Raw genomic sequence first — 16,635 nt, 5'->3', positions numbered from 1 at the left:
CCGCGCGCGGGGTTCGCGGCGCCGTCGCGGCGGCGCGGCGGGCACGGCCTCGTGGCCGCCCCAAAAACAAACAGGACGGCCGTGGCCGTCCTGTTTGTGGGGTACGTCGACGCGTCAGACCAGCACGCGCTCGATGCCGCCCGCGTTGGCGCGGCGCACGTACTCCTCCATCCAGCCATCGCCGAGGATGTGCTTGGCCATCTCGACCACGATGTAGTCGGCGTCCATGGCGGTGTCGCCCTCGTAGCGCGACAGGCCCTGCAGGCACGACGGGCAGGAGGTCAGCACCTTGATGTCGCCATCGAAGCCGTCGGCGCGCTGCGCCGTCTGCCCCTTCAGCAGCTCTTCCTGCTTGCGGAAGCGCACCTGCGTCGAGACGTCGGGGCGCGTGACCGCCAGCGTGCCCGATTCGCCGCAGCAGCGATCGCTCTTGATCGCGCTATCGCCCACCAGCGACTTCACGGTCTTCATGGGATCCTGCAGCTTCATCGGGGTGTGGCACGGGTCGTGATAGACGTAGCGCGTACCCTTCACGCCGTCGAGCTTGATGCCCTTCTCGAGCAGATATTCGTGAATGTCGATCAGGCGGCAGCCCGGGAAGATCTTCTCGAATTCATAGCCCGAGAGCTGGTCGTAGCAGGTGCCGCAGCTCACCACGACGGTCTTGATGTCGAGGTAGTTGAGCGTGTTGGCCACCCGATGGAACAGCACGCGGTTGTCGGTGATGATCTGCTCGGCCTTGTCGGTCATGCCGTTGCCGCGCTGCGGATAGCCGCAACAGAGGTAGCCCGGCGGCAGCACGGTCTGGACGCCGGCATGCCAGAGCATCGCCTGCGTCGCCAGGCCCACCTGCGAGAACAGCCGCTCCGATCCGCAACCCGGGAAGTAGAACACCGCTTCGGTATCGGCCGAGGTGCTCTTGGGATCGCGGATGATCGGTACGTAGTTGGCGTCTTCGATGTCGAGCAGCTTGCGCGCCGTCTGCTTGGGCAGCCCGCCGGGCATCTTCTTGTTGACGAAGTGAACCACCTGCTCGCGCAGCGGCGCCTTGCCCACCGTGGCGGGCGGATGGGCCGTCTGCTTGCGCGCCAGACCCGACAGCAGGTCGTGCGCGGCGCGCTGCACCTTGTAGCCCACGCCGACCATCGCCTTGCGCGTGGCGTTGATGGTGGCCGGATCCTTGGCGTTCAGGAAGAACATCGCGGCCGCGGTGCCGGGGTTGAACGACTTGCGGCCCATGCGGCGCAGCAGCGCGCGCATGTTCATCGACACGTCGCCGAAATCGATATCGACCGGACAGGGCGTGTAGCACTTGTGGCAGACCGTGCAGTGGTCGGCCACGTCCTCGAATTCTTCCCAGTGCTTGAGGCTCACGCCGCGGCGCGTCTGCTCTTCATAAAGGAAGGCCTCCACCAGCAGCGAGGTGGCGAGAATCTTGTTGCGCGGCGAGTACAGCAGGTTGGCGCGCGGCACGTGGGTCGAGCAGACCGGCTTGCACTTGCCGCAGCGCAGACAGTTCTTCACCGACTCGGAGATCGCACCGATGTCGCTCTGCTGCATGATGAGCGACTCGTGGCCCATCAGGTTGAAGCTGGGCGTCCAGGCGTGACGCAGGTCGGCGCCGGGCATCAGCTTGCCCGCGTTGAAGTGGTTGTTGGGATCGACGCGGCGCTTGTAGGCCTGGAACGGCGCCAGCTCGGCCTCGGTGAGGAACTCGTACTTGGTGAGGCCGATCCCGTGCTCGCCGGAGATCACGCCATCGAGGTCGCGCGCGATCTGCATGATGCGCTCGACCGCCTGATGGGCCTCTTGCAGCATGCCGTAGTCGTCGGAATTGACCGGGATGTTGGTGTGGACGTTGCCGTCGCCCGCGTGCATGTGCAACGCGACAAACACACGGCTCTTCAGGACACGGGCGTGCGTCTCGCGCACCTCGTCCATGATTTCCTGACCGGCCGCGCCCGAGAACAGACCGGCCAGACCGGGCAGCAGCTCGACCTTCCAGGACACGCGCACGGTGCGGTCCTGCACCACGTCGAACAGGCGCGCGGCGGGCTGGCGCTGCAGCCGCTCGGCCAGCACCACGTCGTGCTGCGACAGACCCAGAGACTGCAGCTCGGGCAACACGGCCGAGAGCGGCAGATCGAGGTTGTCGAGCAGCCACTGCCAGCGCTTGCGCGTGGAGGCGAGCAGCTCGAGCGCCTGGCGCGTGCGGTCGGCGAGCACTTCGGCGCGCGTGATCTCGGCGTCTTCGGCGTCTTCGGCCTTGCCCACCGGCAACGGACCCGACAGATACTGATCGAGGGCGTCGACCAGACGCAGCTTGTTGCGCGTGGACAGCTCGATATTGATGCGTTCGATGTGGTCGGTGTACTCGCCCATGCGGTTGAGCGGGATCACCACGTCTTCGTTGATCTTGAAGGCGTTGGTGTGGCGCGCGATCGCGGCGGTGCGCGAACGGTCGAGCCAGAACTTCTTGCGCGCCTCGGCGCTGACGGCCACGAAGCCTTCGCCATGGCGGGTGTTGGCCAGACGGACCACTTCGCTGGCGGCCACGGCCACCGCGTTGTCGTCGTCACCGACGATGTCGCCGATCAGCACCATCTTGGGCAACACGCCGCGCTTGCTCTTGGTGGCATAGCCCACCGCGCGCAGATAGCGTTCGTCGAGATGCTCCAGGCCGGCCAGGATCGCGCCCAGCTTGCGGCCTTCGCCGTCGAGGTAGTCCTTGACCTCGACGATCGACGGAATCGCGTCGCGCGCCTGGCCGAAGAACTCCATACAGACCGTACGGGTGTGCTTGGGCATGCGGTGCAGCACCCAGCGCGCCGCGGTGATCAGGCCATCGCAGCCTTCTTTCTGGATGCCCGGCAGACCCGCGAGGAATTTGTCGGTGACGTCTTTGCCCAGGCCCTCTTTGCGGAACACGCGGCCGGCGATCTCGAGCGTCTCGGTCTTGAGCAGGCGCTCGCCCGGCTTGCCATTGCCGTCGAACCATTTCAGCTCGAAGCGGGCCACGTCGACGTCGTGGATCTTGCCCATGTTGTGGGCCAGGCGGGTGACCTCGAGCCAGTTGCCATCGGGGTCGACCATGCGCCACCAGGCCAGGTTGTCGAGCGCGGTGCCCCACAGCACGGCCTTCTTGCCGCCGGCGTTCATGGCGATGTTGCCGCCCACACAGGAGGCCTCGGCCGAGGTGGGATCCACGGCGAACACATAGCCCGCGCGTTCGGCAGCTTCGGACACGCGCTTGGTGACCACGCCGGCGCCGGCGCGGATCACCGCCACGGGCTCCGTGAGCCCGGGCAGCAGACAGGATTCGACCTCGCCGAGCGCTTCGAATTTCTCGGTGTTGATGACGGCCGACTTCCAGGTGAGCGGAATCGCGCCGCCGGTGTAGCCGGTGCCGCCGCCACGCGGAACGATCGTCAGGCCCAATTCGATACAGGCGCGCACCAGCGCGGCGATCTCGTCTTCGGAATCGGGGGTGAGCACCACGAAGGGATACTCGACGCGCCAGTCGGTGGCGTCGGTCACGTGCGAGACGCGCGACAGGCCATCGAACTTGATGTTGTCCTTGGCGGTGATGCGGCCCAGCACGCGCTGCGCCTGCTTGCGCAGCGTCGCGGTCTGGTCGAACTCGCCCTCGAACGCGGCGATCGCACGGCGCGCGCGCGCCAGCAGTTCGACCACCTTGGTGTCGCGCAGCGGATCGTGGCCGTCGTCGGCGGCCGCGCCGGGCTCGCGCCGCTTGTCGATCTCACCCAGGCGGTGATGCAGCGCTTCGATCAGCAGCTTGCGGCGCTTGGGATTGTCGAGCAGGTCATCCTGCAGATACGGATTGCGCCGCACCACCCAGATGTCACCCAGCACCTCGTAGAGCATGCGCGCGGATCGGCCCGTGCGGCGCTCGCCGCGCAGATCGGCCAGCAGTTGCCAGGCGTCGTCGCCCAGCAGCCGCGCCACGATCTCGCGATCAGAAAACGACGTGTAGTTGTACGGGATTTCGCGCAGGCGCGCGCCGGGTGCGGGCGGAATCGCCGCGGTCAGAATTTGGCTGGCGAGGGGGGCATTCATGAGAGCAGCGGAGAGGGCCCTTAAAAAACCATTTTACGGCATCGCAGCAGGCGCGGGCCAGGCACCTGACAAAGGACGCTGCCCGGACAGGGTTTTAAGGCCACTGTCAGAGGCGATCATGATGGGAGAATTGCTGCGTCGCAGCATGACAACGCAGCATAATAAAACACGGGGCCGCGCCGGTCACAACACCCAGAGCAGCCCCGCGGTCAAAATCACATAGCGCAAGAACTTGCCGAGGGCGATATAGAGCACCGACGGCCAGAAAGCCAATCGCAGCCAGCCCGCCACGGCACAGAGCGGGTCGCCCACCGCGGGCAGCCATGACAACAGCAGCGCGGGCGGACCGAGGCGATGCAGCCACGCGTGCGCCCGCACATTCCAGCGGTTGGCGGTGGCGCCGAAGCGGGAGGTGGGCGCGGACGGATGCGCCGATCCGGGCGAGGCCGGGCTGTCGGGGCTGTCGAGCGTGACGCCCGAGCGCGCGGCCGCGTCGCGGTCGGCGGGGCCGGGATGCGGGTGAGGATGTTTCTCGCGCCAGCGCTCCAGCGCCCGATGGGCCCACCACCCCATGCCGTAGCTGATCACCCCGCCCAGCGTGTTGCCCAGCGTCGCCACCAGCACGGTGGCCCAGAACATATCGGGCTGCAGCTTCAGATAGCCGAACACCACCGCCTCGGAGCCGAGCGGGAGCAGGGTCGCCGACACCAGGCAGATAAGGAACACGGCGCCCAGCCCGACCGTGGGCAGCGCGAGCCATCCGAGCATGCCGTGCACGGCCGACAACAGGGTTTCTTCCATGATGCGAGGCAGTGTACCCGCTGTGTTAACCTGCCCGACGCTCATTTTTTACGCAGCCTGCCGTTCCATGTCTACCGACTATCTCAAGCGCATTCTTACCTCCAAAGTCTATGACGTCGCGGTTGAATCGCCGCTGGAGGCAGCGCCGCTGCTGTCGCAACGCATCGGCAACCAGGTCTGGCTCAAGCGCGAAGATACGCAGGCGGTGTTCAGCTTCAAACTGCGCGGCGCCTATAACAAGATGGCGAACCTCGCCCCCGCCGCACGCGACCGCGGCGTGATCGCGGCCTCGGCCGGCAATCACGCCCAGGGCGTGGCGCTGTCGGCCACGCGGCTGGGCTGCCGCGCCGTGATCGTGATGCCCACCACCAGCCCCCAGGTCAAGATCGACGCCGTGCGCCGTCTGGGCGGCGAGGTCGTGCTCGCGGGCGAGAGCTTCACCGACGCCTTCCAGCACGCCCAGACGCTCGAGAAAAAAGAAAAGCTCACCTTCGTGCATCCCTTCGACGATCCCGACGTGATCGCCGGCCAGGGCACGATCGGGATGGAAATCCTGCGCCAGCACCCCGGCCCGATCGACGCGATCTTCGTGGCGGTGGGCGGCGGCGGTCTCATCGCCGGCGTGGCTGCCTATGTGAAGCAGCTGCGCCCCGAGATCAAGATCATCGGCGTGCAGACCGAAGACTCGGATGCCATGGCGCGCAGCGTGCGCGCCGGCCGCCGCGTGCAGCTCAACGACGTGGGCCTGTTTTCCGACGGCACCGCCGTCAAGCTGGTCGGGGCCGAGACCTTCCGTCTGGCTCGCCAGTACGTCGACGACTTCGTCATCGTCAACACCGATGCCATCTGCGCCGCGATCAAGGACGTGTTCCAGGAAACCCGCAGCGTGCTCGAACCCGCGGGCGCGCTCGCGGTGGCCGGCGCCAAGCAATACGCCGCCGAAAACAAGCTCAAGGGCAAGAATCTGATCGCCGTGGCCTGCGGCGCCAACATGAACTTCGACCGTCTGCGCTTCGTGTCCGAACGCGCCGAGGTCGGCGAAATGCGCGAGGCGGTGTTCGCCGTGACGATGCCCGAGCAGCGCGGCAGCTTCCGCAAGTTCTGCGAACTGGTGGGCGATCGCAGCGTGACCGAGTTCAACTATCGCATTTCGGATGCCGACAAGGCGCACGTGTTCGTCGGCCTGCAGGTCGCCTCGCCGGCCGAACCGGCGCGCATCGCGGCGCACTTTCGCCGCGCGGGCTTCGATACGCTGGACCTGACGCACGACGAAATGGCCAAAACCCACCTGCGGCACATGGTGGGCGGACGTTCGTCGCTGGCGGGCGCCGAGCTGCTGTACCGCTTCGAGTTTCCGGAACGCCCCGGCGCACTGATGCGCTTCCTGAATGCCATGAATCCCGAATGGAACATCAGCCTGTTCCATTACCGCAATCAGGGCGCCGACTACGGCCGCATCCTGATCGGCATCCAGGTGCCTTCGTCCGATAAGAAGCAGTTCAAGCAGTTCATTTCCGAACTCGGTTATCCGCACTGGAACGAAACCGACAATCCGGCCTACCGCCTGTTCCTCTGAACGGACGGGCCGCGGTCGGACGGCCGCGATCGGGCGGCCGGCGCCACCCAGAAAAACGAGAGGGCCTCCTTGCGGAGGCCCTGCTCTTTCTGCACGTCGGTCGCGCCCGGGACAAGACTGGGGGGGGGTTCGATGTCACTCAAGCGGGTTACGGAGATAACCCGCGAATCCAGCGGTGTGGGCCGGGCGCGGCTGGCGCTTAGAACCGGTGACGCATACCGACCGCAACCGCCGTGTCGCGCGCATCGTGCTGGAACGCGTAGTTGTCGCCGTAGGAGGCGTACGCGTACAGGTTGGTGCGCTTGGACAGGTCGTAGGTGTAGCCGAGGCTGTACACGTTGAACGTGGCGTCATCACCCGTGAGCTTGTCGCTGTTGGGCTCGGCACGCTGCCACGAACCGAACACGGCGTGGCGGCCCAGCGGCACGGTCGCGCCGATCATGTACGAGTTGGCGCGGAAGCCGTCAGCCAGCTTGAAGGTGCCCAGACGCTGCATGCCGTCCGGCGTGGTGCCCATGTTCTGGCCGATAAACCAGCCATCACGGGTCTGGCCGACCGCGGCCGCGAGCTTGACCACTTCGAAGTCGTACGTGCCACCCAGCGCGTACGACTGGATGCTCGAACCGTCGGCGCCGACGCGCGTATTGCTCGGGTTCAGGCGGTCATACATCAGCGCGAGGTTCACCGGGCCGTTGGCGTATTGCAGGCCGGCGGTGATTTCACGGTTGTTGTCGTTGGTCTGGAAACCGGTGCTGCCATCCTGCAGCGTGTCGTCGGCACTGAACGAATAGCCCACGCCGAACTTGAAGCCGCTCAGGTTCGGGGTTTGATACAGGACCATGTTGTCCAGGCGCATGGTGTTCGCGGCGCTGAACGTGGTGCCGATGTTGGCGTTGTTGTAGCTGATCGAGAACGGATCGATCTGGCCCATCAGCTTGCTGGCCATGTTGGTCTGACGACCGAATTCGAGGCGGCCCCAGGTGTCGCTGTCCAGACCGACGGTGGCCTGGCGGCCGAACAGACGGCCACCCTGCAGCGAACTACCGTTCAGCGGGCCGAAGCCGGCTTCCAGGGTGAACACGGCGCGCAGGCCGTCGCCCAGATCTTCCGTGCCACGCATGCCGAAACGCGAGCCGCTGCTCACGCCCTGCACCGCGCCCACGCGACTTTGCTTGTCGCCCCGGAACTTCACTTGCTCGTAACCCATACCGGCGTCGATCAGGCCATACAGCGTGACCGAGTCGGCGGCCTGGGCCGCGCCGGCGAAGCCAGCCAGCAGCGCCACGCCCAATAGCGTCTTTTTCATGATTCGTTTCCCAATGCGGATAACTTGACAGGCTCGCGTGCCGCGCCGTGGAAGGCGCCGGGGCCGCCGCATCGGCACCAGCACGCACAGACCGCAGTGTGGGCGCGGATATGACGAGGAGTAACGCCGAAATCTGAGAACACCTTTCCATAATTGGAAAGATAAGCTGCAAACCAAGAAACCGGCACCACTCATGGAACCGCGCAGCCGGGCGCCCCGCCATAGAGAAAAGGCGCCCCGAAAGGCGCCTTTTCAATCCCCGCTCAGTCGTCGGCGGGCGGGTAGTCGAGCTCGCCGAAGGTGACCTTGCCGGCGGCCTTGGCCTGTTGTAATTCCGCACGAACCTCGTCGCGCGTCTTGCCGCCGCGCGTCGCCGGGGCCCCCGCGGGCGCGGTGCGATCACCGGTGCTCACGCCGGTCGTGCCGGCCGCACGCGCATCCTGCGTGACACTTGCTGCAGCAGGCGGGTAGTCGAGTTCACCGGACGTGACCTGACCGGCCGCCTTGGCGTCGCGCAGTTCGGTCTGCACCTGCTCGCGGGACTTGCCCTCGGCGTGGGCGGCGGATAGGCCGGCGAGTGCCATGACGGCCAGCGTGGCGGCGGCGAGCTTGTTCTTCATAGGTCTTCTCCATCTTGTTCCTCGTGCCCTGCGCCCCTCGGCGCACCGGGTCACGACGTGCGAGGCAGTATCCCGCTGCAGCACCCTGGTAAAAACCCTGATTTTGGTTAACATCATTCCACTGATGGGAAAATAAATCAGAAAATTGTCAGTACCAACCAAATATGATGTAGCCCAGGGCATCGTCGCGCGCGGCCATCTGGGCGCGCCCGTCCTCATCGCCCCGCCGTGCGGCGCATTCCCCGTATCATGGGCGGCCCATGCCGGCGGCCCGCGCAGGGGCGGCCCGCGCCGGGGCGGCCCGGCAGGGTAGCCCACGCACGACCAGAGACAGACATATGGATATCCAGCTCAACGACATTGCGCTTTTCGTCGAAGTGGCCAAGCGCAAGAACTTCAGCCATGCCGCCGAAGCGCTGAACATCCCCACTTCCACCCTGTCGCGCCGCGTGAGCGAGCTGGAGCGCAATATCGGCATGAAGCTGCTCAACCGCAGCACGCGTCGCATCGATCTGACCGAAGCGGGCGCGGTGTATTTCGAGCGCTGCCGCCACATCGTCGAAGAAGCGCGGGTTGCGCACGAGCAGTTGCAGGACATGGCGGCGCAGCCCAAGGGCCGGCTGCGCATCTCGATGCCGACCAGCCTGGCGCAGCTGTTCCTGCCCATCGTGATCCGCGAGTTCCGCCAGCAGTATCCCGACATCGAGTGCGATTTCGACCTGAGCCTGCGCCCGATCGATCCGATCAGCAATCCGTTCGATCTGGTGCTGCGCTTCGGCCAGCAGCCGGACTCGAGCCTGGTGGCCAAACAGATCGTGTTGATGACGCAGCAGCTCTACGCCTCGCCGCAATACCTGGAGCTGCACGGCGCGCCGCGCACGCCGGCGGACCTAGGCCACCATGAGTGCCTGCGTCCGGCCATGAGCGAAGCGTTTTCGTATTGGGTGCTGCACTCGGGCGAGAAGGTCGAGCGCGTGCAGGTGACGGGCCGCCTCGCGGCCAACAACGTCGGGATGCTGGGCCGCCTGGCCAGCCACGGCATGGGCATCACGCCGCTGCTGGTGTTCGATGCGATGGAGCGCGCGATCGCGCAAAGCGGGCTGGTGCGCGTGCTGCCCGAATGGAGCCTCACGCCGATGCCGCTGTTCGCGCTCCTGCCGTCGCGCCGCATTCCGGCCAAGACGCGGGCGTTCCTCGATTTCATCCAGCCCAGGCTGAACGAAGCCGAAGCGGCCTAGCGCGGCCCGGCCTGCGCGGCCCGACCCGACCCAATTACTCGTTTTCGTTGAACGCGCACACCGTGAAGAGCGGCGTGCCGGTGGCCTTGATCTGGCCGGAACCGCCCAGGTGCGGCAGGTCGATCACCGCGGCCGCTTCGACCACGTTGGCGCCCAGGCGCTGCAGCAGCTTGATCGCCGCCACCATGGTGCCGCCCGTGGCCACCAGATCGTCGATCAGCAGCACGCGCTGACCGGTGCGCACCGCATCGGTGTGCATTTCGACGCTGGCGTTGCCGTACTCGAGCGAATACTCTTCGGCCACCGTGCGAAACGGCAGCTTGCCCTTTTTGCGCACGGGCACGAAGCCCAGATTGAGCTCGTAGGCCAGCACGCTGCCCAGAATGAAGCCGCGCGCATCCACGCCCGCGACGAGGTCGAGGCGCTGACGCATGTAGCGATAGACGAAGAGGTCGATCAGCACACGGAAGGTGCGCGGATCCTGGAGCACGGGCGTGATGTCGCGAAACGTCACGCCGGCGGCGGGCCAGTCGGGGACGCTGCGGATGGTGCGCCGGATGAATTCGGCGGATTCGGTCTGCATACTGTACGTCCCGCAAGATATCGAGCAAGGCGCACTATAACCGGGGCCACCCGCTTAAGCCAGCAACTTGTCCGCCTCGAGCGTCAGCCCGCCCTCGCGCATCGCATAGACACGATCCACCGCGCCGGCGGGCAGCGTGGCGTGCGTGGCGAGCACGACGGCCCGGCCTTCGGTGGCGCGGGCCAGATCCGCCAGGAACGCGGCCTCGGTGGGCGCGTCGAGCCCCGCGGTCGGCTCGTCGAGCAGCAGCACGGTCGCGGGCGACAGCAGCGCACGCGCCAGGCACAGGCGCCGCGCCTGCCCGGCCGACAGGCCCGCCCCGCCCTCGCCGACCCAGGTGCCCAGGCCTTGCGGCAGTCCGCGTACGAAGTCACCGAGACGCGCGCGGTCGAGCGCATCGAACAGGCGCTCGTCGGAGGCCGCGGGATCGCCGATCAGCAGATTGGTGCGCAGCGTGCCGATGAACACCGGCGCGTCCTGCGAGAGCAGCGCGATGCGGCGATGCACCTGCGCCTGTTCGACATCGCGCAAGGGCACGCCGCCGTACGTCACCGCGCCCGCGCGCGGATCCTCCACGCGCAGCAGCAGGGCGAGCAGCGTGGATTTGCCGGCGCCGCTCGGCCCGACGATGGCCACGCGCGCGCCCGGTTCGACCGTCAATGACACGTCATGCAGCAACGACGCGGGCTCGCCCTGACCTTCGCGGGCCGGATAGGCGAACGACACATCGCGCATCGCGAGCACACCCTGTTCCGGCAGGCGCCTGGGCTCGAGCGGATCGCGCATATCGGGATCGGCCTCCACGATGGCGGCGATGCGTCCGGCCGCGGCGCGCGCGCCGCCCAGCCGCGCCACGCCGCGCATGATGGGACCGGCCACCTCGAACACCCCGAGCGTCGCCAGCACCAGACCAGCCATCAACGGACCGGACAGCGTACCGGCGGCCACGGCCGGAATGCCGAACCACAGCACGCCCACCATCGACAGACCGGCGCAGGCCTGCACCAGCCAGAGGCCGCGGGCGGCCACGCGCGCCTGCACGCCACGTGCCTGCGCGAGGCCCGAGCACGCCGCGTCGAACTGCGCGCAGACCCGTGCCTGCGCGTTGTGCGCGGCGATGTCGCCGTGCCCTTCGACCGCGTCGATCACCGCGCTGCGCAGCGCCGCCGCCTCGGCCTGGGCCTGGCTGCCGGCCTGGCGCGCGGCGCGCGCGAGCCACCACGGCACCAGCACGCAGGCGATCAACAACGCGGCGGCCAGCAGCAGGCCGGCCGACGGAATCCAGTAGCCCAGCACGGCGCACACGATCGCGCCGCCCACCACCGCGGTGGCAACCGGCGCGAGCACGAACAGGAACACCGTATCGAGCGCGTCGACGTCGCCGGTGAGCCGCGCGACCAGATCGCCCGCGCGGTAACGCGCGAGCTGCCTCGGCGTGAGGCGCACCAGCGCACCGAACACGGTGCCGCGCAGATCGGCCAGCAGCCGCAAGGTGGTGGCGTGGCCGGCCAGGCGTTCGGCATAGCGCGAGCAGATCCGCACGAACGACAGCCCGCGCACCAGCGACGAGGGCACGAACAGATTGAACATGGCACCGGCCCCGGCCATGGCCGCGGCGGTCAGGAACCAGCCCGACACGCCCAGCAGCGCCACCCCGGCGGCCAGCGTGAGCAGAGACAGGAAGAGCGTCAGGGCCAAGCCGCGCTTGCGGCGCCCATACACCTGCCAGAGCAGCGAACGGCGCTTCATGCCGACACCTCCACGCGCCCGTCACGCAGGCGCCAGACGCGCGGCAGACGGCGTGCGACGGCCTCGGAATGGGTCGACAGGATCAGGGTGCGGCCGCGCGCGAAATCGAGCACCGCATCCAGCACCTGCGCCTGCGTCTCGGCATCGAGATGCGCGGTGGGCTCATCGAGCAGGATCAGATCGGGTTCGCGCAGAAACAGCCGCGCCAGCGCGACGCGCTGCGCCTGGCCGCCCGACAGGCCATGACCACGGCTCGCCAGCGCCGTGTCGAGACCCTGCGGCAGGGTCTCGGCGAACGCCATCACGCCCGCGCGTCGCGCCGCATCGGTCACCTGCGCATCGCTCGCGTCCGGGCGGGCCAGACGAATGTTGTCGGCCAGCGTGCCGGCCATCAGGTACGGACGCTGACCGATCACGGCCACGCGTTCGTGCAGGCGGTGTTCGTTCCAGTCCACCAGCGGCACGTCGCCCAGCACGATGTGTCCGCCCGCCGTGCGCAGCCCCGCGAGCGCGTCCAGCAAGGTGGTCTTGCCCGCGCCGCTCGCGCCCATCAGCGCGACGTGCGCACCGGCGGGCAGATCGAGTTCGAGGCCGGCCAGCACCGGTGCGGGCCGCCCCTCGGCCAAGACTTCGAGGCCGCGCGTGCGCACGCTCAGCGCCCCCGTGCCCGCCTCGCGGCCGGCGCGCACCGGCGCCGCGCCGTCTTCGGGCAGGCCGTCAAACACCTGAGCCAGTTGCGTGACCGCCGCGCGCGCGGCGCCGCGGTCGTGATAGTGGGCCGCGAACTGGCGCAGCGGCGCGTAGACCTCGGGCGCCATCAGCAGGCAGAAGAAGCCCGCGGACAGCGTGAGTGGAACGCTGCGCACATCGAGATAGCCGAGATAGGTCAGGCCGATATACACGGCCACGCCCGCCACGCCCAACGCGGCGAAGAACTCCAGCACGGCGGACGACAGAAATGCGATGCGCAGCACCGCGAGCGTGCGGCGTCGCACGCCTTCGCTCGCCGCCACCACGCTGTCGGCCTCGGCCTGCGCGCGCCCGAACAGCTTGAGCGTGGCCAGACCGCGCAACCGGTCGGCAAAGAAGCCCGAGAGCCGCGCGAGCGCCTGCATGTGACGCCGGCTCGCGGCTTCGGCGCCCCAACCCACCAGGGCCATGAACACCGGAATGAGCGGCGCGGTCACGAGCAGCAGCAGCCCGGACACGATGTCCATCGGCAGCACGACCACGGCGAACGCCACGGGCAGCACGGCGGCCGCGCCCATGGCGGGAAGATACTTGGAGAAGAAACCGTCGAACGCCTCGACCTGATCGACCACGGCGCTGGCCAGCTCGCCCGACGGCCGCGTGCGCGACCATTGCGGGCCCTGCGCCAGCAGGTGACCGAACAGCGCGAGGCGCAGACGGTGTTTGATGCGTTCGGCCGCATGCGCGCCGGCGCGCTCGCCCAGCCAGGCCAGGCAGGCGCGCGCCAACACGAGCAGCACGATGCCGGCGATCGCCGGCGCGAGCTCGGCGCGCGACGCGCCGCCCACGATGGCGCGATCGAGCACACCCGCCAGCAGCCACGCCTGCCAGACCAGCAGGACGCCGGAGACCAGCGGCGCGCCGGCGGCAAGCGCCAGCGGTACCCGGGCCAGCCGCGTGCGCGTCATCATCCAGCGCGATTGCTCGCGCGGTAGCTTCAGCAGCGTGGCGCCGGGGTCGTGCTCGATGCCGGAAGGACTGTTCACTCTTCGACCGGCTTCTTGAACGGATCGTGCTCGTGCCCTTCACGCAGCTCGAACCACATCGCGTTGAGGATGGCGAAGGCGCAGGCCAGGCCCAGGCCGAGAATCCACGAGAAATACCACATGACCGGGCTCCTTATCAGTACGAGTTGGGGGTGCCGGTGACGCTTTCGATCGTCACCTTCCCGCGCATCACGCGATACACCCAGGCGGTGTACACCGTGATGATCGGCAGGAAGATCGCGGTTGCGATCACCATGATCCACAGGGTCAGCTGACTCGAGGACGCGTCCCAGATCGTCAGGCCGGCCGAGGGGTTGCTCGACGACGGCATGATGAAGGGAAACAGCGCGAAGCCCACGGTCAGGATCACACCGGTGATCGACAACGACGAGGCGAGGAACGACAGCACGTTGGCACGCAGCGTCAGCAGCACGAGGGTCAGCAGCGCGCCGCCCACGCCCAGCACCGGCGCGATCCACATCAGCGGCCAGCGGGCGAAGTTGCTGAGCCAGCCGCCTTCACGCAACTCGACCGTCTTGGCGAGCGGGCTCACCAGGGCATTGGGGTCGATGGTGCTGGTGATGACGTGGCCGTTCAACTGGGCCACCCAGAAGCCACCGGCCGCGAACAGCAGCGCCGTCAGCAGCGCCAGCAGCTGGCCCCACTTGCGCGCGCGGCCCGACACGGGGTCGCCCGTGCGCCACGCGAGCAGCACAGCGCCATGCATGCCCAACATCACCACGCTCAGCACGCCGGCCAGCAGCGCGAAGGGCATGAAGAGCTGGAAGAAATGCCCCGCATACATCGGGCGCAGCGAGGCCGGATCGAAGCCGTGCGGCACGCCGAGAATGATGTTGCCCATCGCGACGCCGAACACGAGCGAGGCGACGACGCCGCAGAAGCACAGCACGTAGTCCCAGCTGTTGCGCCAGCGCGTGGCTTCCATCTTGCTGCGGTACTTGAACGCCACCGGACGCAGGATGAGTGCGACCAGCACCAGCATCATCGCCAGGTAGAACCCGGAGAACGACGCGGCATACAGCAGCGGCCAGGCGGCGAAGATCGCGCCACCCGCCGTGATGAGCCACACCTGGTTGCCTTCCCAGACCGGGCCGACGACGTTGATGACGACACGACGCTCGGCGTCGGTCTTGGCGACCACGGGCAGCAGCGCGGCCACGCCCAGGTCGAAGCCGTCCATGACGGCGAAGCCGATCAGGAGAGCGCCGAGCAGCACCCACCAGATCACGCGCAGCGTTTCCAGATCGAGCGGAATCAAGCTATCCATCTTTATGCTCCTGGCTCAGGCGGCATCGGCGGCGTGCACCGCGTCCGCACTAGGATGGGTGGAGGGCAGCGGGCTGTCGGACTTCGGGCCTGCCTTGATGGCATGCAGCATCACCTTCACGCCCACGATCAGCAGGATCGTGTAGAGCACCAGGAAGATGCTCAGGCTCACGGCCAGATCCACGAGGGTCAGACCGGAAGCTGCGTAGTACGTGGGCAGCACGCCCTCGATCACCCACGGCTGACGGCCATACTCGGCCACGAACCAGCCGCATTCGATTGCGATCCAGGGCAGCGGCAGACTCCACACCGCCACCTTCAGGAAACGCGGACACGAAGCGAGACGGCCGCGCGACGACAGGTAGAACGCGATGGCGAAGAACGCGATCAGGTAGATACCGATGGCCACCATGATGCGGAAGGTCCAGAACAGCGGCGCCACGGTCGGGATCGTGTCGATCGCCGCGCGCTTGATGTCTTCCTCGGTGGCCTTCGACAGATCCGGCTGATAGCGCTTGACCAGCAGCGCGTAGCCCAGGTCCTGCCAGGTCTTGTCGAACAGCAGACGCGCTTCGACATCCTTCGGATTGGCGCGGATGCGCTGCAGCGCGGCGTCGGCCGTGATGCCTTCGCGGATGCGCTGCTCGGCGCGCCGCACCAGGTCGTCGATGCCCAGCATCGGCGTGGTCAGCGAACGCGTGCCGATGAGACCCATCACGTACGGGATCTCGATGGCGAAGTCGTTCTTGCGCTCGGCCTGGTTCGGAATGGCGAACAGATTGAAGCTGGCGGGCGCGGGCTCGGTGTGCCACATGGCTTCCATGGCCGCGATCTTCATCTTCTGGTGTTCGGTCGTGAGGTAACCGCTTTCGTCACCCAGCACCACGACCGACAGCGCGCCGGCCAGGCCGAAGCTCGCCGCCACGGCCATCGAACGCTTGGCGAGATCGATGTGGCGGCCGCGCAGCAGATACCAGGCGCTGATGGCCATCACGAACATGGCGCCCGTGGTGTAGCCGGCGCTGACCGTGTGCACGAACTTCGCCTGCGCCACGGGGTTCAGGATGACCGCCGTGAAGTCGGTCATTTCCATGCGCATGGTGTCGGGATTGAAAATCGCGCCGACCGGGTTCTGCATCCAGCCGTTGGCGATCAGGATCCACAGGGCCGACAGGTTGGTGCCGAGTGCCACCAGCCAGGTCACGACCAGATGGCTGATCTTCGACATGCGGTTCCAGCCGAAGAAGAACAGGCCCACGAACGTGGCTTCGAGGAAGAACGCCATCAGGCCTTCGAGCGCGAGCGGCGCGCCGAAGATGTCGCCCACGTAGTGGCTGTAGTACGACCAGTTCATGCCGAACTGGAATTCCATGACCACGCCGGTCGCGACGCCGAGGGCGAAGTTGATGCCGAACAGCGTGCCCCAGAACATCGTCATCTTTTTCCAGATGGCGCGTCCGGTCATGACATACACGCTCTCCATGATGGCCAGCATGAACGACAGGCCGAGCGTGAGCGGAACGAACAGGAAGTGGTAAAGCGCTGTGGCGGCGAACTGAAACCGCGACAGATTGACGACATCGAGGTCAATCATGAATACGCTCCCAGACGGACGAGACGACCGCGAAGGAGCCGACATGGCCCTCCGGCGCGCTCGGCGGC

12 protein-coding genes are annotated in these 16,635 nt (G+C 67.3%); 2 read left to right on the top strand and 10 right to left on the bottom strand.

The genetic code is table 11. From position 1 onward, the window contains the following. Positions 1-114 precede the first annotated feature (114 nt). Together CEK29_RS01765 and CEK29_RS01760 are read right to left on the bottom strand one after the other, a co-directional pair. Entirely contained in the window at positions 115-4,077 is a 3,963-nt protein-coding gene (locus CEK29_RS01765) for a DUF3683 domain-containing protein (protein ID WP_094857168.1), read from the bottom strand. A 183-nt stretch (positions 4,078-4,260) separates the two neighbouring features. Further along, entirely contained in the window at positions 4,261-4,878 is a 618-nt protein-coding gene (locus CEK29_RS01760; protein WP_094857167.1) for a YqaA family protein, read from the bottom strand. Between the two features lie 67 nt (positions 4,879-4,945). On the opposite strand from CEK29_RS01760, the gene ilvA reads away from it, so the two are divergent. Further along, positions 4,946-6,454: a threonine ammonia-lyase, biosynthetic gene (gene ilvA / locus CEK29_RS01755; protein WP_094857166.1), complete on the top strand. Its 1,509-nt coding sequence runs from the start codon at positions 4,946-4,948 to the stop codon at positions 6,452-6,454. A 199-nt stretch (positions 6,455-6,653) separates the two neighbouring features. On the opposite strand, the gene CEK29_RS01750 is transcribed toward ilvA, so the two are convergent. Then, on the bottom strand, positions 6,654-7,760 hold the full coding sequence (locus tag CEK29_RS01750; RefSeq protein WP_094798477.1) for a porin: 1,107 nt from the start codon (positions 7,758-7,760) through the stop codon (positions 6,654-6,656). A 263-nt stretch (positions 7,761-8,023) separates the two neighbouring features. Next, complete coding sequence (locus CEK29_RS01745) at positions 8,024-8,380, bottom strand: DUF4148 domain-containing protein (protein WP_094857165.1); 357 nt, start codon at positions 8,378-8,380, stop codon at positions 8,024-8,026. A 338-nt stretch (positions 8,381-8,718) separates the two neighbouring features. Between CEK29_RS01745 and CEK29_RS01740 the strand changes: the two genes are divergently transcribed. Continuing rightward, positions 8,719-9,618, top strand: coding sequence for a LysR family transcriptional regulator (locus tag CEK29_RS01740; protein WP_094798475.1), 900 nt, complete (start codon positions 8,719-8,721; stop codon positions 9,616-9,618). A 34-nt stretch (positions 9,619-9,652) separates the two neighbouring features. On the opposite strand, the gene CEK29_RS01735 is transcribed toward CEK29_RS01740, so the two are convergent. From CEK29_RS01735 to CEK29_RS01710, 6 genes are read right to left on the bottom strand one after another with little or no spacing between them, the layout of a single operon-like run. After that, the gene (locus CEK29_RS01735; protein WP_094798474.1) at positions 9,653-10,201 is read right to left on the bottom strand and encodes an adenine phosphoribosyltransferase; all 549 of its coding nucleotides are present in this window, start codon (positions 10,199-10,201) and stop codon (positions 9,653-9,655) included. A 54-nt stretch (positions 10,202-10,255) separates the two neighbouring features. After that, entirely contained in the window at positions 10,256-11,950 is a 1,695-nt protein-coding gene (gene cydC / locus CEK29_RS01730) for a thiol reductant ABC exporter subunit CydC (protein ID WP_094857164.1), read from the bottom strand. Further along, positions 11,947-13,686 carry a thiol reductant ABC exporter subunit CydD gene (gene cydD / locus CEK29_RS01725; protein WP_094857163.1) on the bottom strand — a complete coding sequence of 580 codons (1,740 nt, stop codon included), beginning with the start codon at positions 13,684-13,686 and terminating at the stop codon, positions 11,947-11,949. Before cydD ends, cydC begins: the two co-directional genes overlap by 4 nt. Next, entirely contained in the window at positions 13,683-13,808 is a 126-nt protein-coding gene (gene cydX / locus CEK29_RS01720; RefSeq protein ID WP_094798471.1) for a cytochrome bd-I oxidase subunit CydX, read from the bottom strand. The genes cydD and cydX overlap by 4 nt, the downstream gene beginning before the upstream one ends. A gap of 14 nt (positions 13,809-13,822) precedes the next feature. After that, a complete protein-coding gene (gene cydB / locus CEK29_RS01715) occupies positions 13,823-14,974 on the bottom strand; it encodes a cytochrome d ubiquinol oxidase subunit II (protein WP_094798470.1) in 1,152 nt (383 codons plus the stop codon). A gap of 15 nt (positions 14,975-14,989) precedes the next feature. Further along, positions 14,990-16,567, bottom strand: coding sequence for a cytochrome ubiquinol oxidase subunit I (locus CEK29_RS01710; RefSeq protein ID WP_176456817.1), 1,578 nt, complete (start codon positions 16,565-16,567; stop codon positions 14,990-14,992). Between the last annotated feature and the right edge of the window lie 68 nt (positions 16,568-16,635).

The sequence above is a fragment of the Bordetella genomosp. 5 genome (assembly GCF_002261475.1).
In the GTDB taxonomy this organism is placed as follows: domain Bacteria; phylum Pseudomonadota; class Gammaproteobacteria; order Burkholderiales; family Burkholderiaceae_B; genus Bordetella.
Note: the sequence above shows the minus strand (reverse complement) of the source record. Positions and strands in the feature narration are given on the sequence as shown.

Bases quoted from the DNA above. Each gene is read 5' to 3' on its own strand.
- ilvA (WP_094857166.1), top strand. From the start codon at position 4,946: ATGTCTACCGACTATCTCAAGCGCATTCTTACCTCCAAAGTCTATGAC.
- CEK29_RS01735 (WP_094798474.1), bottom strand. From the start codon at position 10,201: ATGCAGACCGAATCCGCCGAATTCATCCGGCGCACCATCCGCAGCGTC.
- CEK29_RS01745 (WP_094857165.1), bottom strand. From the start codon at position 8,380: ATGAAGAACAAGCTCGCCGCCGCCACGCTGGCCGTCATGGCACTCGCC.
- CEK29_RS01750 (WP_094798477.1), bottom strand. From the start codon at position 7,760: ATGAAAAAGACGCTATTGGGCGTGGCGCTGCTGGCTGGCTTCGCCGGC.
- CEK29_RS01765 (WP_094857168.1), bottom strand. From the start codon at position 4,077: ATGAATGCCCCCCTCGCCAGCCAAATTCTGACCGCGGCGATTCCGCCC.
- cydC (WP_094857164.1), bottom strand. From the start codon at position 11,950: ATGAAGCGCCGTTCGCTGCTCTGGCAGGTGTATGGGCGCCGCAAGCGC.
- cydX (WP_094798471.1), bottom strand. From the start codon at position 13,808: ATGTGGTATTTCTCGTGGATTCTCGGCCTGGGCCTGGCCTGCGCCTTC.
- CEK29_RS01710 (WP_176456817.1), bottom strand. From the start codon at position 16,567: ATGATTGACCTCGATGTCGTCAATCTGTCGCGGTTTCAGTTCGCCGCC.
- CEK29_RS01740 (WP_094798475.1), top strand. From the start codon at position 8,719: ATGGATATCCAGCTCAACGACATTGCGCTTTTCGTCGAAGTGGCCAAG.
- cydB (WP_094798470.1), bottom strand. From the start codon at position 14,974: ATGGATAGCTTGATTCCGCTCGATCTGGAAACGCTGCGCGTGATCTGG.
- CEK29_RS01760 (WP_094857167.1), bottom strand. From the start codon at position 4,878: ATGGAAGAAACCCTGTTGTCGGCCGTGCACGGCATGCTCGGATGGCTC.